Source organism: Pseudomonas mosselii (assembly GCF_003205295.1).
Lineage (GTDB): Bacteria > Pseudomonadota > Gammaproteobacteria > Pseudomonadales > Pseudomonadaceae > Aquipseudomonas > Aquipseudomonas mosselii_B.
In genome coordinates this window covers 71,800-92,757 of sequence record NZ_QJRP01000014.1, presented here as the reverse complement: position 1 = coordinate 92,757, position 20,958 = coordinate 71,800, and the positions used below count along the sequence as shown (strand labels likewise).

Below are 20,958 nucleotides of genomic sequence, written 5' to 3'. Positions count from 1 at the left end.
TCATCAGTAGCGCCACTGCACAGCGACTTCCAGGCTGCGCGGCTCACCCAGGTAGTACTGGGTGTTGGTCTGGTGGATGAAGCGGGCGTAGACCTCGTCGGTGAGGTTGCGCAGCCGCGCGCTGAGCTGCACGTGCTTGTCCAGGTCGTGGGTCATCGACAGCCCGTAGACGGTGTACGACGGCACCCAGGCAGTGTTGGCGGTGTTGGCGTAAACCGACGACACATAGCGGGCATCGGCGCCGACCTGCCAGCCCGGCGCCAGGTCATAGGTCAGCCACAGGTTGGCGACCCGGTCGGGAATGTTCACCGGGTTCTTGCCCTTGCGCGAGTACACCACGCCGCCGATGGTCTCGTTGAATTCGTCGTACTCAGCGTTGACCCAACTGAAGTTGCCCGCCGCCAGCAGCTTGGGCGTGACCTTGAACGAGGCCGCCAGCTCGATGCCGGTGGACGTCTGCTGGCCCGCCTGCTCGGTGGTGTTGGGCACGGTCGAGGAGGGCACCGAGATGTTTTTGCGCACGATGCGATAGGCCGCTGCAGTAGCCGAGCCGCGCCCATCGAGGAAGTCGAACTTGCTGCCTACTTCCACCTGGCGGCCGGTGCTCAGGTCGAAGTCGCCGACCTGGCTGATCGAGGCGCCGGTGAGCGAGCCTCCCGGCGGCTCGGCCGAGGTGCTGTACTGGGTGTACAGGCTGACATTGGGCGTCAGGTCGTAGACCAGGCCCAGGCGCCCGGTGAAGGCGTCCCAGCGCCGGTCCAGCTTGGCCCGGGTCACATGGTCGACCACGTCGAAGTCGATATGGTCGTAGCGCAGCGCGGTGATCAACGACAGTTGGTCGGTCAGGCGGGTGCGGTTCTCGACGAAGCCCGCGGTGGTGTCGGTGGTGGTGCTGCGGCCTTTGGCGCGCGGTGCGTCCATGCCGGGGATGTCGAGGAAGTGGTCGGGTTGGAAGCCGTTCGGGTCGATGCGGTCGAAGGCACCCTTGGACAGTGGGTAGTTGGTCTGCTGGTTGCGGTTGTAGTCCACGCCGAACGCCCAGTCGCTGGCCAGGCCGAACAGCTGGCCTTGGTGGGTCAGTTCGACGCGGTTGCCGTTGACCTCCTGGTCGTGACGCTGGCGGTAGCCGCCGGAGCGGTCGATGGCAGTGTTGCCGGCGTTGTAGCGGTACACCTCGAGGTTGCGGTAATCGCGCTGGCCGTTGTAGTGGTAGAAGGTGTTGCGCAGCTGGTTGCTGTCGTCGATGCGGTAGTCGGTGATCGAGCGCAGCCAGCGGGTGCGCTGCTCGTAGCGGCCGTCCTCGACGTTGTAGTTGTTGAAGCGGTTGTGCTTGTCGATGTGCAGGGTGCCGACCGCCGGCTGCAGCACCGGCGTGCCCCAGTACGGGCTGTCCTCTTTCTCTTCCAGGTACTCGATGGCCAGGGTGTGCGACAACTGGTCGTTGATGTCGCTGAGCAGCGAGAAGGCCAGGTTGCCGGCCCCGTTCTCCTGGCGGTCGATGTAGCCATTGGTGCTGGTGCGGCTGTAGTCGAGTCGGGCGTAGTGGCGTGGGCCGTCGCCACTGTTGAGCGCCTTGTTGAAGCCGACCGAGGTCTCCATCGTGTCGTAGCGGCCATAGCTGACGCGGCCTTCGAAGATGTCTTCGTCGCGGTTGGCCAGCTTGGTGATCATGTTCAGGCTGCCACCGACGGCGCCGCTGCCGTTGAGGAACGACGAGGGGCCGCCGAGCAGTTCGACGCGGTCGTAGATCCACGCCCCGACCGGTCGCCCGGCAGCGCCGTACTGCAGGTTGATGCCATTGAACAGCTGGCTGACCTGGGCACCGTTGAAGCCGCGGTACGACACGTAGCCGCCCCAGCCGGGCGGTGCCGAGGCATTGACCCCGGGCAGGGCATTGGCGGCGTCCTGGAAGTTGCGCGCGCCGATGCGCTCCATGGTCTTGCGGTCGGCGACGCTGACCGAGGCGGGGTTCTCGCGGGCGCTGAGGTTCAGTCGCGAGCCGCTTTCGATAGGCCGGTCAAGGTCCAGGGTGGTGGCTTCTTTGGGTTGGTCGGCGGTGGCCGTGACGGTGCTGGCGGGCAAAGTCAGGGTGTCGTCCTGCGCCCAGGCGCAGGTTGCGCTGCCAACGAGCAGCGCCAAAGTGGTCATGCGGAACATGCAAGGCTTCCTGGCTGAAATCGGTGAGCGCACGCCCGCTGCCGATCAGGCAGTACTCAGGCGTGGCGATGTCAGAACGCGAGAAGCGAGGCGGGGGAGGCGCGCGGATTGACCAGTGGCCAGCGCTGCTTGGGCAGGGGCGGCGCGGGTTGTCTGGGTAAGGGTGTGCTCGACTCCCCGGCGAGCAGGGCCAGCAGGCCGAAGAACACCGCCAGCAGGGTGGCGCTGAACAGGCTGGCGATCACGCAGTCGCCGCTGGCGGGCAGCACCGGGTCGCTGATGTCCTGGTCGCCCTTGAACACGCCGCTGCTGTCGGCCGCGCACCAGGCGGCGTCATCCAGGCCGGCCAGGCGCAAGCCTGCCATCTGTCCATGGCCCATGGCGCACAGCAACGAGCCGAACAGGATGCTGAAATACAGCACCCAGGCGACTTGCGATCGTGTGTGGCGGGCCAGCTTCATCGGCAAAGCTCGAAGGGAATGAGAATAGGTACGGCGTGCGGATTCTACAGCGTTTGAAACATCTGCCTAGAGTGCTTGGCCGATAAAAAACATTCGAATCGATTCACCTGGCTGGCTTGACGCCTCTCGGCCCCAGGTGTTCAGATGCCGACCGATTTCAGGTGTCCCATGCCGCCGCGCATGGGGTGAAACGGGAAGCCGGTAGGCTCATAGAGCGAGTCCGGTGCTGCCCCCGCAACGGTATGCAAGTGATGCCTTCGACAGACCACTGTGGCCAGTGCGCCATGGGAAGGTGAAGGCATCTAGGCTTTGTACGGAAAGTGCCTGCGCGACGATCATGCTGCGTTGAAAGCAGGCTCGGAATGCTCATTGACAACCAGTCAACTCCGCTTCCTCGCCTGTTTTCGCCTTGCCTGATCGCCGCTCGGCGACTTTCCGTAAAAACCCTAGTCTTGCGAGCCCGGAGACCGGCCTGGAATGTTGTAGGCAAACTCCTGCGGTGGGCGGGCATGGGCCGGTATTGGCGTGTGCGCGATCCGTGCTCCTGCGTGCTTCTGCGAAAGTCACTTTCGAGAAGAGCATGATTGCTGTGATTCACTCCCGACGTTTCTCCCCCAAGGCCCGGACCCTGCTTCTGGGCTGCCTGGCCAGCCCCCTGGCACTGGCCGAAAACACCCCCCTGATCCTCGACCAGCAGATCGTCGCCGCGCCCTCGGTGGAGTCGACCACGGTCGCCGCCATGGCCCAGTACGGCAGCAAGGTCGAGATCGTCAGCCGCGAGCAGATCGAGCGCGCCGGCCCCGGCGCCGACATCACCCGGGTGATGCAGATGTTCATCCCTGGCTTCTACGTCGCGCCGAAGAACGGCCCGTTCGACTACGGCACCTACTCGCTGCTGGGCGGGCGCAACGACGACACGTTGATCCTGCTCGACGGCGTGCGCCTGAACAACCGCTTGTACGGTGGCCTGTACCTGGACACCCTGCCGGCCAACGCGGTGGAGCGCATCGAGGTGCTCAAGGGCGGCCAGAGCCTGTTATTCGGTACCCAGGCGGTGGCGGGGGTGATCAATATCGTCACCCGCAGCCCGCAGCGCCGCGAGGCTTCGGGCGAGGTCAACCTGGGCCTGGACAGCTTCGCCGGCAACAGCAAGGACGCCCGCGTCGAGCGGATCTTCAGCAATGGTTTCGGCGACCTGGGGCTGCTGGCCTATGTGAGCCACAATGTCTCCGACGGCTACCAACCGTTTCGCAATCGCGACTACAGCGGCAACGTCAGCGACAAGAAACGCGGCTACGAGGTGACCACCTTCGGCGGCAAGGCGATCCAGGCCTTCGGCGACGCTGCGCGGCTGGAGCTGTTCTACCAGTACACCGACGCCAACCTCGATTTCGCGCGGCCGGTGAACAACTACAAGACCACCAACGACCGCGTGCAGCAGATCGCCACCGCCACCTTCGAGCAGCGCCTCAACGAGCGCCTGAGCTACTTCATCAAGGGCCACGTCAACGACTGGGATACCCGCTACACCCGCATCAACAACCGTGCCGATGGTCGCCGCGACGTGGTCAACCACAACGACTACTGGGGCTTCACCGACTGGGGTGTGCAGGCTGAGGGCAAGGCCGAGCTCGACGGCGGCCATGTGCTGGTGTTCGGTTCCGACAACCAGTGGTTCAAGGGCCAGGACGACGTGCTGGTGATCGACGACAACAAGGCCCAGGCCAATGCGCTGTATGCCCAGCTGCGGCCCAGGATCGAGGCCCTGCCGAACTGGCACCCGAGCCTTGGCGTGCGCCACGAGGCCATGAGCGGCGGCGACAGCGCCACCGTCGGCATGCTCACCTCGCTGTACGACCTGAACGACAACTGGCAGCTGCGCGGCCAGTACGGTAGCGCCTACAAGCTGCCCAACGCCGAGCAGTTGTTCGTCAACGAGCCCGGCGACGAGATCGGCAACCGCGACCTCAAACCCGAGAAGAGCCGCAATGCCGAGCTTGGCCTGGACTACCACGGCCTGCTGCTGGCGCGTGAATTCAGCGCCAGCGTCACCGTGTTCCGGCGCAAGATCACCGACCTGATCACCCTGGACGGCAGCCAGTGGGTGAACGGCCAGGGCCAGGTGCAGATGCGCGGTTTCGAGGCCGATGCGCGTATCCAGCTCGACGACCAGTGGAACCTGCAGGCCGACATGACCCGAAACCTCACCGAGTCGCGCACCGGGGCGACGATCAACGATGTGCCAAGTTTCTTCGCCCGCTCGCGGCTCGGCTACGAATCGGCAGATCGCAAGTGGGGTGCCGGGGGCGCCGTTCGCTACATTCGCGACGTGGTCAGCTCAAAGGGCGTCGACTATGGCCATTATTCGGTGGTCGACGCCGATGCCTACCGCTACCTGGACGGCGCCCGCCAGCACCGGCTGAGCCTGCTGGTGGAGAACCTGTTCGACCGCGACTATGTCACCAGCCGGGCGAGCAACGTCGACAACCTCGGACGGCCGTTCACCACTGAACTGCGGTACACCTACACCTTCTGAGGGGCGTGAGCATGGACTATCAGCGCGTGTTGTTCGTCGGCCCCGGCCTGGGCGGGGGCTCGGCGGCCGAAGCGTTTGGCGCCGAGGTTCGCGACCTGCGTGGGCATACGGCAGGTCGGGATATCGTCGATACCCTGGAGGGCTTCGATGGGCTATGGACGGTGATCCGCGAGGCCCTCGACCAAGGGGTGGAACGCCTGCTGGTAGTGGACCTGGAGCCCACCTCGGACAGCGCCTACCTCGATTGGCTGCGCGATGAGCTGGGGCGCCTGGCGCAAGGTCGGGCCGGTATCTGGGTCACGGCCCAGGCCCTGGGCCGGCGCGGGCTGGATGCGCGAGCGGCGTGTGCCAGCATTGGCGAGCATACCCGGCACTTGCCGTGCGACCAGGTCAATGCGGTGGCCAGCGACCCGGACTGGTCGCGGGTGCCCGAGCATGCCCGCCAGGTGTTCCTGTGCACCGGCCCGCGCTGCGTGCGGCGTGGCGCCTTGCCGTTGTGGAAGCGCCTGCGCCGCCGGTTGCTGGACCGTGACCTGATCGAGACGCCGGGCGGCGTGCTGCTGACCCGCACCGGTTGCCAGTTTCCCTGCAACCTGGGGCCGGTGCTCACGGTGCACCCGGACGGCTGCTGGTATCGGGTACGTGATGATCGGGAGGTGGAGGAGTTGGTGGAAACGCATCTGCAGGGCGGAAGGATCGCCGAAGGACTCTTGCTCAAAGGAGGGGCGTGCGATGCGTAAAGCCTGGCTGCTGTCTCTGGCTTTGTGCTGTGGCACACCGGCCCTGGCCGACAGCTATCGCAACTGCGGGCAGGACTGGCAACGGCCCGCTGCGACGCCTGCGCGTATCGTGGCGCTCAACCAGCACGCGGCCGACCTGCTGCTCGCCCTCGGCGCGGGGCCGTCGATGGTCGGAGTGGCCTACCTGGACGACAACGGCGCCGCCTACAAGCAGGGCCGCTACCAGGGCGTGCCAGTGATCGCCCGGGAGTATCCGGCCAGCGAGGTGCTGTACGCGCAAAGGCCGGACCTGGTAGTGGGCGGATTTGCCACGGCCTTCGGCGATGGGGTCAGCTCGCGAACCCGGCTGGTCGGCAACGGGATCGCCACCTACCTGCTCGAGTCGGCCTGTGCCGGTCATTCCCTGGACTACTACGCCCATGTCCGGCGTGACCTGACCCTCCTTGGCGAAATGCTCGGCAGGCAGGCGAGAGCCCAGGCGTTGATCGAGGCGATGGAGGTGGACCTGGCGCGGGCCAGGGCGATCGCGCCGACCGGCAAGCCGCTGTCGGTGTTCTACCTCGACAGCGAGGTCCGGGGGCTGGACAGCGAAGGTGGGCGGGGTTTCGTCACGCTGTTGCTGGCCGCCGCCGGAGCGCGCAATGTGTTCGGCGGGCTCGACCAGTACCGTGTGACAGTCAACCGCGAGGCGCTGCTGAGCAGCGACCCCGATGTGATCCTGCTGGCCGACGCCCTGTGGTCGCCGGCCAGCCGCAAGCGTCGGCTGCTGACCCGCGACCCTGTGCTCTCGAGCCTGCGGGCGGTGCGCGAGAACCGCATGCTCGATATCCCGTTCACTGAGTTGGTGCCGACGCCGGCCAGCGGACGGGTGGCCCTGGAACTGGCGCAGCGGCTCAGGGAGATGGTTGTTCCATCGCCGGCCTACTCGCCGATGACCAACTGACGCGCCAACTGGTTGTGGCGCTCCAGCACCCGCGGCAGGTCGACGGTGGTGATACGCCCGTCCTGAACCACCACACGCCCGTTGATCACGCTGGTGTCGACATGGGTCGGCGTGCAGAACACCAGTGCCGCCAACGGGTCGTGCAGGGCGCCGGCATAGGCCACATGGCCGAGGTCGAAGGCGACGAAGTCGGCGACCATGCCCGGGGCGAGGGCGCCGATATCGTTGCGGTTGAGTACCTTGGCGCCGCCCAGGGTGGCGATTTCCAGCGCCTCGCGGGCGGTCATCGCATCCGGCCCGAAACCGACCCGTTGCAGCAGCAGTGCCTGGCGTACTTCGCCGATCATGCTGGCGCCATCGTTGGACGCCGAACCATCGACCCCAAGGCCCACCGGCACGCCGTGGTCGCGCATCTTGCGGATCGGCGCTATCCCTGAAGCCAGGCGCATGTTCGAGCATGGGCAATGGGCGACCCCGGTGCCGGTGCGGGCGAACAGCTCGATGCCATGCTGGTCGAGCTGCACGCAGTGGGCGTGCCATACGTCGTGACCGATCCAGCCCAGGTCCTCGGCGTATTCGGCCGGGGTCATGCCGAACTTCTCGCGGCTGTAGGCGATGTCGTTGACGTTCTCGGCCAGGTGGGTGTGCAGCGACACGCCATACTGGCGAGCCAGCACCGCCGCCTCGCGCATCAGGTCGCGGCTGACCGAGAACGGCGAGCAGGGCGCCACCACCACGCGCAGCATCGAGCCGTGGCTGGCATCGTGGTAGTCCTCGATCAAGCGCTGCGACTCCTTGAGGATGTCGCTTTCCTTCTCCACCACCGAGTCCGGCGGCAGGCCGCCCTGGCTGCGGCCGACGCTCATGCTGCCGCGCGCGGCGTGGAAGCGCATGCCGATCTCCTCGGCGGCGTGGATGCTGTCGTCGAGCTTGCAGCCGTTGGGGTAGATGTACAGGTGGTCGCTGGAGGTGGTGCAGCCCGAGAGGATCAGCTCGGCCATGGCGGTCTGGGTCGATACCGAGATCATCTCCGGGGTCAGCCGCGCCCAGATCGGGTAGAGGTTGGTCAGCCAGTTGAACAGCTCGCCGTCCTGGGCCGCCGGCACCACGCGGGTGAGGCTCTGGTACATGTGGTGGTGGGTGTTGACCAGGCCCGGGATGACCACCTTGCCGGTCATGTCGAGGATCACGTCGGCGTGTTGCGGCAGGGTATCGCTTGGGCCGACCTGCCTGATCACATTGTCTTCGATGTAGAGACCGCCGCGTTTGATCTCGCGGCGCTCGCCGTCCATGGTCACCAGCAGTTCGGCGTTCTTGACCAGTAGTGTCTTGGGCATGTGAGTCCCTCCCGCTTGGGGTGTGTTTTCTGATTGTAGGGAAGCGTCAGGCGCCGTGGCGAAGCCCGGCGTCAAAGGCTGGAGCGAAACCGCGCACGCACAGGTACGGCCCTGGCGAGGGCGTATCGGGCGCGTGGATCGATGGCAGCAGGGCGTATGCGGCGTTCAGGACGCACGGCATTCGAGAAGGGGGCCCGGAGAGGTTGGGCGATAGCGGATGTCGCATGGCTTGAGCCTGTCGCAATACGCAACGGCGATGACCGTTGTCGTAGGCGTGAGGCAGTGTAAACAGAATTTCTTTTTTTTGTATACGAGTTTTTCGCCGCAATTCTGACGACTGCGGGACGGGCCACTCTCATGGAACAAACTTGATTTAGCTTGACCCTGTGGGAGCGGGTTTATCGGACCGCCGCACCGCCGCGAAGAATCCAGCGCGGTGTATGGCACCGGCTGCGCCGGTGTTCGCGGGCAAGCCCGCTCCCACGGGGATCGCGCCAGATTCTAAAAATTGAGCAAGACAGTTGCTCCCACAATGATGCAGGGCGTGATTGATGTCGTTGCGCCAGTATGCGACTGTCTCGCTACCAGCCACTGTCACAGGCCGGCAGGTTCGCGCGGGCTGATTACACTGTGGAAATCGCCACACGGGGAGTACCTGGGATGGGCTGCGCGTTGATGGGGCATGCGGCAAGGCTGGCGTCTGCACGGGGCAGGCGTTCATGAACAACCGTGGGCGGAGTATCTCCCTGCAATGGCTGGTGGCGCTGGCGATCATGCTGGGCATGCTGGCGCTGGGCGCGGCCCTGGCCTGGCAGGGCTACCTGGGGGTGCGCCAGACGCTGGTGGCCGCCGCCGGCGATGCCGCCCAGCAGGTTGGTCGGACCATCGACGAGCGCGCCCGACGCCTGGTCGATCCGGTGCAGAGCAGTATCCGCCTGCTGGCCTTCGATGCCTCTGCGGGGGCTATGGCGCAGCACCTGGAGCGGCTACCGCAACTGGTCGAGAGCCTGCGCGCCAACCGCATGCTCAGTGCCGCCTACCTCGGCTACCCCAATGGCGAGTTTCTGTTGGTCCGCCGCCTGCGCGATCCACAGTTGCTGCAGCGTTTCGCGGCACCGGCAGGCACGATGTTCCTGGTGCAGACCGTCAGCCTGGGCGAAGACGGCGCGTTGCATGGCGAATGGCGTTTCTACGACCAGGCGATGACCCTGCTGCTGCACCAGCCCAAGCCGGACTACCGCTACGATCCGCGCCAGCGCCCCTGGTTCGTCGAAGCCTCTGCGCAGTCGACCACCGTGCTTACCCGCCCTTATGTGTTCTTCACCACCCGCGAGATCGGCCTGACCATGGCCCAGCGCAGCGTCGATGGCGCGGCGGTGATCGGCATGGACGTATCCGTCACCGACCTGGCCAGCGAGAGCCGCGACCTGCGCATGACGGCTGGCACCGAGATCGCCGTGGTCGATGACCAGGGTAGCGTGGTGGCTTATCCGGACCTGCAGCGGGTCATCGTCCGCGAAGGCGAGGGCGTGCGTCTGTCGCGCATCGATGAACTGGGCATTGCCAGCCTCGCACGGATCCATGCCGATGCCCTCCAGGGGACCCGGCCACAGCCGTATCAGGTCGAAGGGCAGACCTGGTATGGCATGCGCGTGCCGCTGACCACCGTGGCCGGGCAGGACCTGCAGGTGCTGATTGCCGTGCCGGCCCACGAGCTGCTGGCCGGGGCGCGCCAGGTGTTGTTCGAGCAACTGCTCTGGGCCGCCGCGCTGGCGGCGGTGTTGCTGCTGCTCGGCGGCTTGCTCGGTCGGCGCATCGGCCGCCCGCTGCGCCGGCTCACCGAGCAGGTGCAGGGCCTGGCCGGTTTTGATTTCAGCCGCGAGGTGGGTGTGCTCTCGCGGGTGTCGGAGGTGCGTGAACTGAGCCGGGTGCTGAGCCGCATGTCCGGTACCATCCGCAACTTCCAGGCGATCACCCTCACGCTCAGCCGCGAGACCCAGCTCGAGCGCATGCTCGATGGCGTGCTCAACCACCTGGTGGCCGCCGCCAGCGCCAGTGCCGGCGCGGTGTACCTGTACGACGCCGACAACGCGCGCCTGCGCCTGGCCGCGGCCTGCCGGGCCCAGGACTATCCGGCTGAGCTGGCGATACATGAAGACGACCATCAGGACCTGACCAGCGCCGTGACCCAGGCCCTGTCGTTGCAAGGACGCAGCCTGGCGGTGGTGCTCAACGACCGTGGCCAGGCGCTGCTCGGCATCCTGGTGCTGCAACTGGAGGATGAACATGCGGGACAGGCGTTCCGGCGCTTCGTCGAGGAGCTGTCCGGCGCCGCCGCCGTGGCCATCGAGACCCGCCAACTGGTCGAAGCCCAGCAGCGCCTGCTGGACGCGATGATCAAGCTGCTGGCCGACGCCATCGACGCCAAGAGCCCCTACACCGGCGGTCATTGCGAACGGGTGCCGCAGCTGGCGCAGATGCTCCTGGACCAGGCCGTGCAGGCCGACAGTGGCCCCTATGCCGGCTTCAGCATGAGCGAGGACGAGCGCTACGAGTTTCGCGTGGCCGCCTGGCTGCACGACTGCGGCAAGATCACCAGCCCCGAGTACGTGGTGGACAAGGCGACCAAGCTCGAGACCCTGTACAACCGTGTCCACGAGGTACGCATGCGCTTCGAGGTGCTCTGGCGCGACGCCGAGATCGCCTACTGGCAAGGCATGGCCAACGGCGATGACGAGCCAGTATTGCGCCATGCGCTGGAACAGTGCCGGGCCGAGCTGCAGGACGAGTTTGCCTTTGTCGCCAACGCCAATATTGGCAGCGAGTTCATGCAGGAGGACGACATCGAGCGCCTGGGTCGTATCGGCCAGCGCCGCTGGCTGCGGCACTTCGACAACCGCCTGGGCATTTCCCGCGATGAGGCCGTGCGTTTCGCCGATACGCCATCCGAACCCTTGCCGGTGGAGGAGCCGCTGCTTGCCGATCGCGACGAGCACCGGGTGCCCTGGGGGCCGCGCAAGCCACCAGTGGCCAAGGACGACCCGCGCAACCGCTGGGGCTTCGACATGCGCCTGCCGGCCCATGCCAGCAACCACGGCGAGTTGTACAACCTGTCGATCCGGCGGGGCACGCTCAACGACGAGGAGCGCTTCAAGATCAACGAGCACATCGTGCAGACCATCATCATGCTCAGCGCCTTGCCGTTCCCGCGCCAGCTCAGGCGCGTGCCGGCGATTGCCGGTAATCACCACGAGAAGATGGACGGCAGCGGCTATCCGCGCAGGCTCGGGCAGGACGCGCTGGGCATTCCAGAGCGGGTGATGGCGATCGCCGATATCTTCGAGGCGCTGACCGCGGCAGACCGGCCGTACAAGGCACCGAAGACGCTTTCCGAGTCGGTGAAGATCCTGGTGTCCATGGCGCGGGACAACCATATCGACGGGCAGTTGCTGAAGCTGTTCCTCGATACCGGAGTCCACCGCCAGTATGCCGAACGGTTCCTGCGTCCCGAGCAGATCGACGAGGTGGATGTGGCCTACTGGCTGGCGCAACTGTAGATGTCGGAGGGCCTGTCAACGCAGGCGCCGGTTCCAGTCGCCGCCATGATCGCGCCAGCAGGCCTCTTCGCTGTCGAAGCGCACATGCCAGGCGACATGGTCCAGCGCGATCCCGGCGTTACCCAGCGCCTGGGCCGTCAGCGCGATCATCCGCGCCTTGTCCGCGCCGGCCAGGGCCCGGGCCTTGTCGGTGTCGTCGGTGAACACCCAGGTGATGCGCAGGCTGGCGGGGAAGTCGTCGAGGTCCACCTGGTGGGTGAGCCAGGCGAAACCGACGATCTCGCCCTGAGCGGTAGCGCAGGCCTCGGTCAGGCAAGCGACCATCTCCCGCTCCAGGCGCGCCAGGGCACGCTTGCCGCCTGCCATCAGACGTTGTCGATCTGCTGGCAGAAGCGCAGGCGGTTGCCGAACGAGTCGACCACCTACATCTCCAGGCCCCAGTCGACCGCCTCGGCCTGTGGGCGCGCATAACCGTAGCGCTTGGCCATAAGCTCGCCCTCCAGGGCCTTGAGATCCTCGACCCGGGCGAACACTGCCGCGCCCGGCGTGGCGTCGCCGTGGTGCTCGGACAGGTGCAGGATCAAGCCGTCGCGGTGGACCTGCATGTACAGCGGCAGGTCCGGGGCGAAGCGCTGCTCCCAGTCGAGCTGGAAACCGAGGAAGTCGAGGTAGAACTCCCGGGCCTTGTCGACCGAGAAAATCAGCAGGATCGCAATGGCGGGGGCGAATTGCATGGTGGCGTCCTTGGCTCGAAAAAGGGCAGGGCGGTCACTTTAGCGCACTTCACCACGCAGACCGGCACTTGAATTGCGCGCCGGGCCGCAGCCGCTCTGGGCCGCAGCCTCGCGGCATGACTGACGGTCCGAAAGTTTCATCTTCGTTCATCTGCGCAGTTGGCCCGCTCCCTGCTATATCCCCTCAGCGAATATTGATCGAGTGGTCAGCCCGGTGCGCCCGCAAGCACCCCGCGCAGGCCTCTCCATACGGCCTTCGGGCCACGGATTTCAGGGGTTCCAGGATGTCGTTGGCGCAACAGATCGACCCACCGCAGGCAGACCCGGGCTGGAGCGCCCATCTGCAGTTGCGCTTTGTCCAGCGCGAGGACGTGACCCGCCTTGGTGCGCGGCGTCATGTCGGACCTCTTTTGGTGCAGCGGCCTTTCTACCCGGAGGGCGCGCCGTGCCATGTCTATGTGCTGCACCCGCCCGGCGGGATCGTTGCTGGTGACCGCCTGGAGCTGGACATACATCTGGAAACCGGCAGCCACGCCTTGCTGACCATGCCCGGCGCCAGCAAGTTCTACCGCAGCATCGGCCCCACCGCGCGCCTGGCCCAGCGCTTTCACCTCGCCGCCGGCAGCACCCTGGAGTGGCTTCCCCAGGACAGCATTTTCTTCAACGGCGCCCGAGCCCGCCTCGACAGCCGTTTCACCCTCGAGCCCGGTGCCCGTCTGCTGGCCTGGGAGACGCTGTGCCTGGGCCGTCCGGTGATGAACGAGCGCTTCGAGCAGGGTGCCCTGGACAGCCGGCTGCGCATTGAACTGCCCGGCGAGCCCGGCCTGCACGAGCGCCTGCGTATCGAAGGCGGGCAGTTGGACAAGCTGGCCGGGCACCCACTGGTGGCCACGTTCTGCGCCGCGCCGGCCGACCAGGCGCTGCTCGACCAGGTGCGCCAGGCCCTCGACGAACTGGCGACGCCCGCCGGCGCGACCCTGCTCGGCCCGCTGCTGGTGATCCGCCTGCTCGACGATGACAACCAACACTTGCAACGTAACCTGCAGCGCCTCTGGCACCTGCTGCGCCCGGCCGTGCTCGGCCTGGCACCGTGCCCGCCGCGCATTTGGGCCACCTGAAGAGAGCCGCCATGGAGCTGACCCCACGAGAGAAAGACAAACTGCTGCTGTTCACCGCCGCCTTGCTGGCCGAGCGGCGCCTGGCCCGTGGCCTGAAACTCAACTACCCGGAAGCGGTGGCGCTGATCAGCGCCGCGGTACTCGAAGGCGCCCGCGATGGCCGCACGGTGGCCGAGCTGATGAGCCTGGGGCGCGAGGTGCTGGTGCGCGAACAGGTGATGACCGGTGTGCCGGAGATGCTGCACGACGTCCAGGTCGAGGCGACCTTCCCCGACGGCACCAAGCTGGTGACCGTGCATGAACCCATCGTTTGAGGAGGCCGGCATGATCCCCGGAGAAGTCCAGGTCGCCGCGGGCGACATCGAGCTCAATGTCGGCCGCCAGTCTGTCAGCGTCAGCGTGGCCAACCATGGCGACCGCCCGGTGCAGGTGGGCTCGCACTACCACTTCTATGAAGTCAACGACGCCCTGGTATTCGAGCGCGAGCCGACCCGTGGCTATCGCCTGGACATACCGGCCGGCACCGCGGTGCGCTTCGAACCGGGGCAGGCGCGCACCGTGCAGTTGGTGGCCTATGCCGGCAAGCGTGAGGTGTACGGCTTCCAGGGCAAGGTGATGGGCGCGCTGGAGGGCAGGGCATGAGCCGCATTTCCCGCCAGGCCTACGCTGACATGTTCGGGCCCACCGTCGGCGACCGCGTGCGCCTGGCAGACACCGCGTTGTGGGTGGAGGTGGAGAGGGACTTCACGATCTACGGCGAGGAGGTCAAGTTCGGCGGTGGCAAGGTGATCCGCGACGGCATGGGCCAGGGCCAGATGCTCGCAGCCCAGGCAATGGACCTGGTGCTGACCAACGCGTTGATCATCGACCACTGGGGCATCGTCAAGGCCGATATAGGCGTCAAGCACGGCCGTATTGCCGCCATCGGCAAGGCCGGCAACCCTGATGTGCAGCCCGGCGTGACGGTGCCGGTGGGGCCGGGCACCGAGGTCATCGCCGCCGAGGGCAAGATCGTCACCGCCGGCGGCATCGATTCGCATATCCATTTCATCTGCCCGCAGCAGGTGGAGGAGGCGCTGACCAGCGGCGTGACCACCTTCATCGGCGGCGGCACCGGCCCCGCCACCGGCACCAACGCCACTACCTGCACTCCCGGCCCCTGGTACCTGGCGCGCATGCTCCAGGCCGCCGACTGCCTGCCGATCAACATCGGCCTGCTGGGCAAGGGCAACGCTTCGCGGCCCGAAGCTCTGCGCGAACAGATTGCCGCCGGCGCCGTGGGCCTCAAGCTGCACGAGGACTGGGGCTCGACGCCCGCAGCCATCGACTGCTGCCTGGGGGTGGCCGAGGAGATGGACATCCAGGTGGCGATCCACACCGACACCCTCAACGAGTCGGGCTGCATCGAGGACACCCTGGCCGCCATCGGCGAGCGCACCATCCATACCTTCCACACCGAAGGGGCGGGCGGCGGCCATGCGCCGGACATCATCCGCGCGGCGGGCCAGGCCAACGTGCTGCCGTCCTCGACCAACCCGACGCTGCCCTACACCGTGAACACGGTGGACGAGCACCTGGACATGCTCATGGTCTGCCACCACCTGGACCCGAGCATCGCCGAGGACGTGGCCTTCGCCGAGTCGCGCATCCGTCGCGAGACCATCGCCGCCGAGGACATCCTTCACGACATGGGCGCCTTCGCCATGACCTCGTCCGACTCCCAGGCCATGGGTCGGGTCGGCGAGGTGGTGCTACGAACCTGGCAGGTGGCGCACCAGATGAAGCTGCGCCGCGGCCCGCTGGCGCCGGACGGCGCCTACAGCGACAACTTCCGGGTCAAGCGCTACATCGCCAAGTACACCATCAACCCGGCGCTGACCCACGGCATCGCCCACGAAGTCGGTTCGGTGCAGGTGGGCAAGCTGGCCGACCTGGTGCTGTGGGCGCCGGCATTCTTCGCGGTCAAGCCGGCCCTGGTGCTCAAGGGCGGGATGATCGCCACGGCGCCGATGGGCGATATCAACGGCTCGATCCCGACCCCGCAACCGGTGCACTACCGGCCGATGTTCGGCGCCCTGGGTGCGGCGCGGCATGCCACGCGCATGACCTTCCTGCCCCAGGCCGCCCTGGACCGTGGCCTGCCCCATGAATTGAAGCTGCAGAGCCTGATCGGCGTGGCCCATGGCTGCCGGCGGGTGCGCAAGGCCGACATGGTCCACAACACCCTGCAACCGCTGATCGAGGTCGATGCCCAGACCTACCAGGTGCGCGCCGACGGCGAGCTGCTGGTGTGCGAGCCAGCCCATGAGCTGCCGCTGGCGCAGCGCTATTTCCTATTCTGAAGGAGCGAACATGATTGTCCTCACCCGTCGCATCACTCAGGCCGGCGCCATCACCGGTACCGTCACCCTCGATGTCGACAGCCGCATAAAGAGCCGCCTGCGGGTCACCCTCGACGATGGCCGCGAGGCCGGGTTGCTGCTCGAGCGCGGCCATCTGCTGCGTGGCGGCGAACTGCTGGGCGACGCCGAAGGCACTCAGGTGATCCAGGTATTGGCCGCGCCGGAGGCCGTGTCCACGGTGCGCTGCGCCGACCCGCACCTGCTGGCCCGCGCCGCCTACCACCTGGGCAACCGCCATGTGCCGCTGCAGATCGAGCCGGGCCTTTTGCGATTCCAGCACGACCATGTGCTCGACGACATGCTGCGCGGCCTGGGGCTGGAGGTGGTCGCCGAACAGGCGCCGTTCGAGCCCGAGGCCGGTGCCTACCAGAGCGCCCCCCATGGTCATTCCCATGGCCACGACCATCCGTTCGTACGTTTGTCAGCCCATTCCTGACCTCACCCTGGAGCCCACAATGAAAAAGACTTTCGCCCTGGTACTGCTGATGGTGGCCCTGCCGGCCTTTGCCCACCCCGGCCATGACACCAACCCGCTGCAGGACGGCCTGCTGCATCCGTTGACTGGCCTCGATCACCTGCTGATGCTGCTCGGCACCGGCGTGCTCGCTGCCCTGACCCGGCGCAACCTGACCCTGCCGCTGGCGACCCTGGCGGCGATGTTCGGCGGCGCGGTGTGCGGCCACCTGTTCGGCGATGTGGTCGGCATGGAGCAGATGATCCTCGGCTCGCTGCTGGTGGCCGCCGCCGCCATGCTGCTGCCGAGCCGCCAGTTGCTGCTGTCGCTGATCATGCCGGTGTTCGCCCTGTTCCACGGCTGGGCCCATGGCGTGGAAGCCACCCCCAGCGCCTTCTGGCAGTTCAGCGCCGGCTTCGTCACGGTCAGCGGCCTGCTGCTGGTGGCAGGCTTTGGCGTTGGCTGCTTGCTGCGCCGCCATGCCGGCCTGCAGAAAGCCTTTGGCGGCGGCCTGCTGGCCGGTGCTGCACTGGTAATGGCCGGCTGATGACCAGCGACCTGGCGCTGCTGCGCCTGCTGCAGCTGGCCAGTCCCGGCCTGCCCGTGGGCGGCTTCACCTACTCGCAAGGCCTGGAGTGGGCCGTGGAAGCCGGCTGGGTGAAGGATGCCAAGGGCTTCGCCGCCTGGCAGCGCGAGCAGTTGCACGACACCCTCGGCCATCTCGATTGGCCGCTGCTGGCGCGTCTCTACCACGCCTGTCAGGCGGACGATGCCGACGCCTTCGCCCACTGGAGCCTGTTCCTGCTGGCCAACCGCGAAACCGCCGAGCTGCGCCTCGAGGAACGCCAGCGCGGCAGCGCCCTGGCGCGCCTGCTCGATGGCTGGCAGCTGGCGCAGGCCCCAGCCTGGCGCGCCAGCCTCGAACTCAGCCAGCTGGGCGGCATGGCCTGGCTCGGCGCGCACTGGTCGATCCCGCTGCGCCAGCTTGCCCTGGGCCATGGCTTCGCCTGGCTGGAGGGCGCGGTGATGGCGGGGGTGAAGCTGGTGCCGTTCGGCCAGCAGGCCGCCCAGACCCTGCTGCGTGACCTGGGCGAGGCGTTGCCCGCCGTGCTCGATCATGCCCTGGCACTCGATGACGACCAGCTCGGCGGCGGCCTGCCGCTGCTGGCCATCGCCTCATCGCGTCACGAAACCCAATACACCCGATTGTTCCGTTCCTGAGGACTGCCTAGATGGAAAACTACCAGCAACCCCTGCGCGTCGGTGTCGGCGGCCCGGTCGGTTCCGGCAAGACCGCGCTGCTCGAATGCCTGTGCAAGGCCATGCGCGACCATTACCAGATCGCCGTGGTGACCAACGATATCTACACCAAGGAAGACCAGCGCATCCTTACCGAGGCCGGAGCCCTGGCACCCGAGCGCATCGTCGGCGTCGAGACCGGCGGCTGCCCGCACACCGCGATCCGCGAGGACGCCTCGATGAACCTGGCCGCCGTCGAAGCGCTGGCGCGCAGGTTCGGCAACCTCGAAGTGATCTTTGTCGAGAGTGGCGGCGATAATCTCAGCGCCACCTTCAGCCCGGAGCTGGCCGACCTGACCATCTACGTGATCGACGTCGCCGAGGGCGAGAAGATCCCGCGCAAGGGCGGGCCGGGCATCACCAAGTCGGATTTCCTGGTGATCAACAAGACCGACCTGGCGCCTTATGTCGGGGCTTCACTGGAGGTGATGGAGCGTGATACCCAACGTATGCGCCCGCAGCGGCCATGGACTTTCAGCAACCTCAAGAAGGGCGAGGGGTTGCAGGCGGTGATCGACTTCATCATCGAGCGTGGGATGCTGGGGGAAAGAGGCTGTAGGGCCCAGGCGGTATCGGGCTGAGGGAACGATGTTGCAAGCGAAAGAGCCAGGCTCCCCGTGACGGCCGGTTGGCCTGGCGATGGCATGCCCTAGCGTGCCAGCGCCTGGTTCGGCTTGTAGAACAGGAAGTGCGTGGTTTCGGCCGTCTTGCGGTAGGCCTTGGCCCAGTCCGGGTTCACATTGCGGTCGTGGAAGTACAGTGCGCCGCCGGTAGGGTCCTGCAACTGCTGGTTGAGGGCCTTGCGGGCGATTTCCTTGGCCACCGTGTAGCGTTCTTCTTCTTCCACCTGGTCGGGGCGCCCGTCGCACCACCAGGAAAACTGGCAGCTCTTGCTCTCGACTCCTTGCTTGACCACGCCACAGATGCTGTCGGGGAAACCTTCGTGGCCCAGGCGGTTGAGCACCACGCTGGCCACCGCGCTCATGTCCCTGGCGTCGGCGCCCTTGGCCTCCCAGTAGATGGTGCGCGCCAGGCAAGTGATGCTGTCGTCCATCGGCGCCTGGCCGGCCGGGTCGACGGCCTGGACTTCACCGGGGGTGAGGGTTTCCTGCTTTCTAGGCGGTGGCGCATCCTCGACCACCTTTTCTTCCAGCACTTGTGCCTTGTCTTCGGCGACGGCGGCCTTCTGGCTATCGGCCGCGGGGAGGGGGGCTGCGAGCAGGGTCAGGTACAGGCCGAACAGCATCCACGGTAGGCGCATGGTCGAGTTTCCGCAGGGTGGGCTGTCCACAGTCTAGCCGTATCGCTTCAACTCAGCGTCAAGGTCAGCACCAGTGGCAGGGTCGCGGCGGCGGCGACGGTCTGCAGGGCGATGATGGTCGCCATCAGCGGCGCGTTGCCGCCCATCTGCCGAGCCATCACGTAGGACGACGAGGCGGTGGGCAGGGCCTGGAACAGCACCGCCACCACCGCTGCCTGGCCGCCCAGCCCGAGCAGCCGGCACAGGCCCCAGGTGGTCAGCGGCATGACCAGGAACTTGAACAGCGATGCGGCCACCAGCGGTTTGACCTGCTGGCCCAGGCGCGCCCCGCCCAGTGCAGCGCCGACGCACAGCAGGCCCAAGGGCAACGCTGCCTGGCCCAGGGCCTTGACCGTAGGCTCCAGACCGGCCGGCAGGCCCAGGCCGGTCAGCCGTAGCAGTAGCCCTGCGGCGCAGCCGATGATCAGTGGGTTGGCGAAGATCGCCTTGAGCACCGTGGCCGGCGAGCTGTGGCGTGCGCTGAAGCGGGCGAAGACCAGCACGCAGAGCAGGTTGACCAGTGGCACGATGGCGGCATTGGCCACCGCCGCCAGGGCGATGCCGGCCGTGCCGTAGATTCCGGCGGCCAGGGTCGCGCCAATGTAGTTGTTGAAGCGCACGCCACCCTGGAACACCGAGGTGAAGTCGGCGCCGTCATGGCTGGCGGCGCCCTGGTAGAGCACCAGCAGCAGGGCGCCAAGCAGCGTCGAGAGCATCAGCACGCCGACCATGCCCAGCACCGGCACACCGTCGAGGTTGGCGGTGGCCAGGCCGTGGAGGAACAGCGATGGCAGCAGCACGTAGTAGCTCAGGCGCTCGGCGCCGGGCCAGAAGGTTTCGGCGAGAAAGCCACGCACTCGCAGCCAGGTGCCCAGGGCGATGAGCAAGATGATCGGGACGAGGGTAGTGAGCAGCAGATGGAGCATGGGGGCGGGTCCGTGGTCGGGTACGGCCACAGACTAGCGGAGTACAGTGAGCAGAAAAAACGCTGTTTTCTTTAGCGACTGTTGAGGAAAACTGCATGGATCTGGGGCTGTGCGCCCCCAGGAATCATGCTTCGAGCGCAGTCTTGAGTACGGCGCTTAAATGTCGACGCTGACTCTTCTCGTGCTCCAGCAGCACCATGCGCCGGGTCAGCTGCGGTTCGCCGAAGGGCAGCACGGTAGCGGCAGGCAGCCGTTCGAGGTCATCGTCGCTCATGGGAATCACTGCCACACCCAAGCCCATGGCGGCCATCCGCGCCAGCGCCTCCTGGCTGTCCAGTTCCATCTGCTCGTTGACCTGCAGGCGCTGGCGGCGCAGTTCCTGTTCGATCTGCCGGCCGGCCCAGGCGCGCTTGTCGAAGCGCAGGAACGGCTGGCTGGCGAGCAGCGCCGGTAGGCTCTGGCCCGCCAGCTCCGGGCTGGCGATGGCCCAGAAGCGGTCCTCGAACAGCGGCGTGTACTGCAGGCTTTGCGGGTAGGGGCTGACCGGCTCGGTGGTGATTGCGGCGTCCAGATCGCCATCCTCGACCCGACGGGCAAGTTCCGCCGACATGCCCGAGACCACGCTGACATGCAGCTCGGGGTGGTGCGCCTTGATCCATACCAGCGCCTTGGGCAGGCGCCGGGCGAGCACGGTGTGGATCGCGCCGATGCGCAGGCGCCCGCGCAGGCTTGGGCCGCTGGCCAGGGTGTCGGCCAGCTCGTCATAGGCGGCCAGGATACCTTCGGCGCGGGCCACCGCCAGTTGGCCGGCCTCGGTTAATGCCACCTGGCGCCGGCTGCGGTCGAACAGGGCAACCTGCAACTCGTCCTCCAGGGTCTTGATATGCAGGCTCACCGCCGAAGGGGTGAGGCTCAGCAGGTCGGCGGCGCGGGCGAAGGTGCCGTGGCGGGCGATGGTGACCAAGGTGCGCAGGGCTTTGAGGGACACGCGGTG

General features: G+C 66.8%; 20 protein-coding genes and 1 riboswitch. Of the genes, 12 read left to right on the top strand and 8 right to left on the bottom strand.

What is annotated here, in order from left to right:
• Positions 1 to 3 precede the first annotated feature (3 nt).
• Both DMX06_RS15160 and DMX06_RS15155 read right to left on the bottom strand, forming a co-directional pair.
• Positions 4 to 2,157 (bottom strand): TonB-dependent receptor, encoded by a 2,154-nt coding sequence (locus tag DMX06_RS15160; protein ID WP_110738229.1) that lies wholly within the window; start codon positions 2,155 to 2,157, stop codon positions 4 to 6.
• Between the two features lie 71 nt (positions 2,158 to 2,228).
• The gene (locus DMX06_RS15155) at positions 2,229 to 2,618 is read right to left on the bottom strand and encodes a DUF2946 family protein (RefSeq protein WP_110738228.1); all 390 of its coding nucleotides are present in this window, start codon (positions 2,616 to 2,618) and stop codon (positions 2,229 to 2,231) included.
• Between the two features lie 142 nt (positions 2,619 to 2,760).
• Positions 2,761 to 3,108: riboswitch (cobalamin riboswitch) on the top strand.
• Positions 3,109 to 3,198: 90 nt separating this feature from the next.
• On the opposite strand from DMX06_RS15155, the gene DMX06_RS15150 reads away from it, so the two are divergent.
• Genes DMX06_RS15150 through DMX06_RS15140 form a run of 3 tightly spaced genes read left to right on the top strand, consistent with a single transcriptional unit; the run spans position 3,199 to position 6,837 of the window.
• Complete coding sequence (locus tag DMX06_RS15150) at positions 3,199 to 5,154, top strand: TonB-dependent receptor plug domain-containing protein (RefSeq protein WP_110738227.1); 1,956 nt, start codon at positions 3,199 to 3,201, stop codon at positions 5,152 to 5,154.
• An 11-nt stretch (positions 5,155 to 5,165) separates the two neighbouring features.
• Positions 5,166 to 5,894 (top strand): (2Fe-2S) ferredoxin domain-containing protein, encoded by a 729-nt coding sequence (locus DMX06_RS15145; protein WP_375538100.1) that lies wholly within the window; start codon positions 5,166 to 5,168, stop codon positions 5,892 to 5,894.
• A complete protein-coding gene (locus DMX06_RS15140) occupies positions 5,887 to 6,837 on the top strand; it encodes an ABC transporter substrate-binding protein (protein WP_110738225.1) in 951 nt (316 codons plus the stop codon). Before DMX06_RS15145 ends, DMX06_RS15140 begins: the two co-directional genes overlap by 8 nt.
• On the opposite strand, the gene DMX06_RS15135 is transcribed toward DMX06_RS15140, so the two are convergent.
• The gene (locus DMX06_RS15135; protein WP_110738224.1) at positions 6,816 to 8,174 is read right to left on the bottom strand and encodes an 8-oxoguanine deaminase; all 1,359 of its coding nucleotides are present in this window, start codon (positions 8,172 to 8,174) and stop codon (positions 6,816 to 6,818) included. The genes DMX06_RS15140 and DMX06_RS15135 overlap by 22 nt on opposite strands.
• A 719-nt stretch (positions 8,175 to 8,893) precedes the next feature.
• Here DMX06_RS15135 and DMX06_RS15130 point away from each other — a divergent pair.
• On the top strand, positions 8,894 to 11,731 hold the full coding sequence (locus DMX06_RS15130) for an HD domain-containing phosphohydrolase (protein WP_110738223.1): 2,838 nt from the start codon (positions 8,894 to 8,896) through the stop codon (positions 11,729 to 11,731).
• Positions 11,732 to 11,746: 15 nt separating this feature from the next.
• Here the strand turns inward: DMX06_RS15130 and DMX06_RS15125 are convergent, their stop codons facing one another.
• Entirely contained in the window at positions 11,747 to 12,100 is a 354-nt protein-coding gene (locus tag DMX06_RS15125; RefSeq protein ID WP_110738222.1) for a hypothetical protein, read from the bottom strand.
• Between the two features lie 53 nt (positions 12,101 to 12,153).
• Positions 12,154 to 12,465 carry a glyoxalase superfamily protein gene (locus DMX06_RS15120; RefSeq protein ID WP_110738221.1) on the bottom strand — a complete coding sequence of 104 codons (312 nt, stop codon included), beginning with the start codon at positions 12,463 to 12,465 and terminating at the stop codon, positions 12,154 to 12,156.
• A 284-nt stretch (positions 12,466 to 12,749) separates the two neighbouring features.
• Between DMX06_RS15120 and DMX06_RS15115 the strand changes: the two genes are divergently transcribed.
• The 8 genes from DMX06_RS15115 to ureG are packed head-to-tail and all read left to right on the top strand — an operon-like array spanning position 12,750 to position 18,319.
• Entirely contained in the window at positions 12,750 to 13,583 is an 834-nt protein-coding gene (locus DMX06_RS15115; RefSeq protein WP_110738220.1) for an urease accessory protein UreD, read from the top strand.
• 11 nt (positions 13,584 to 13,594) lie between these two features.
• Positions 13,595 to 13,897 (top strand): urease subunit gamma, encoded by a 303-nt coding sequence (locus DMX06_RS15110; RefSeq protein ID WP_110738219.1) that lies wholly within the window; start codon positions 13,595 to 13,597, stop codon positions 13,895 to 13,897.
• A gap of 10 nt (positions 13,898 to 13,907) precedes the next feature.
• Complete coding sequence (locus tag DMX06_RS15105; RefSeq protein WP_110738218.1) at positions 13,908 to 14,225, top strand: urease subunit beta; 318 nt, start codon at positions 13,908 to 13,910, stop codon at positions 14,223 to 14,225.
• Positions 14,222 to 15,925, top strand: a complete 1,704-nt coding sequence (gene ureC / locus DMX06_RS15100; protein ID WP_110738217.1) for an urease subunit alpha — start codon at positions 14,222 to 14,224, stop codon at positions 15,923 to 15,925. Before DMX06_RS15105 ends, ureC begins: the two co-directional genes overlap by 4 nt.
• A 10-nt stretch (positions 15,926 to 15,935) precedes the next feature.
• Positions 15,936 to 16,421: an urease accessory protein UreE gene (ureE, locus tag DMX06_RS15095; RefSeq protein ID WP_110738216.1), complete on the top strand. Its 486-nt coding sequence runs from the start codon at positions 15,936 to 15,938 to the stop codon at positions 16,419 to 16,421.
• 19 nt (positions 16,422 to 16,440) lie between these two features.
• Positions 16,441 to 16,986 carry a HupE/UreJ family protein gene (locus DMX06_RS15090; RefSeq protein ID WP_110738215.1) on the top strand — a complete coding sequence of 182 codons (546 nt, stop codon included), beginning with the start codon at positions 16,441 to 16,443 and terminating at the stop codon, positions 16,984 to 16,986.
• Positions 16,986 to 17,660 (top strand): urease accessory protein UreF, encoded by a 675-nt coding sequence (locus DMX06_RS15085; RefSeq protein WP_110738214.1) that lies wholly within the window; start codon positions 16,986 to 16,988, stop codon positions 17,658 to 17,660. The genes DMX06_RS15090 and DMX06_RS15085 overlap by 1 nt, the downstream gene beginning before the upstream one ends.
• An 11-nt stretch (positions 17,661 to 17,671) precedes the next feature.
• Complete coding sequence (ureG, locus tag DMX06_RS15080; protein ID WP_110738213.1) at positions 17,672 to 18,319, top strand: urease accessory protein UreG; 648 nt, start codon at positions 17,672 to 17,674, stop codon at positions 18,317 to 18,319.
• Between the two features lie 68 nt (positions 18,320 to 18,387).
• Here ureG and DMX06_RS15075 read toward each other — a convergent pair whose 3' ends face one another.
• The 3 genes from DMX06_RS15075 to DMX06_RS15065 all read right to left on the bottom strand — a co-directional run bounded on the left by DMX06_RS15075 (position 18,388) and on the right by DMX06_RS15065 (position 20,952).
• Positions 18,388 to 18,999: a cell wall hydrolase gene (locus DMX06_RS15075; protein ID WP_110738212.1), complete on the bottom strand. Its 612-nt coding sequence runs from the start codon at positions 18,997 to 18,999 to the stop codon at positions 18,388 to 18,390.
• A 47-nt stretch (positions 19,000 to 19,046) separates the two neighbouring features.
• Positions 19,047 to 19,964, bottom strand: a complete 918-nt coding sequence (locus DMX06_RS15070) for an AEC family transporter (RefSeq protein ID WP_110738211.1) — start codon at positions 19,962 to 19,964, stop codon at positions 19,047 to 19,049.
• 124 nt (positions 19,965 to 20,088) lie between these two features.
• Positions 20,089 to 20,952: a LysR family transcriptional regulator gene (locus DMX06_RS15065; protein WP_110738276.1), complete on the bottom strand. Its 864-nt coding sequence runs from the start codon at positions 20,950 to 20,952 to the stop codon at positions 20,089 to 20,091.
• Between the last annotated feature and the right edge of the window lie 6 nt (positions 20,953 to 20,958).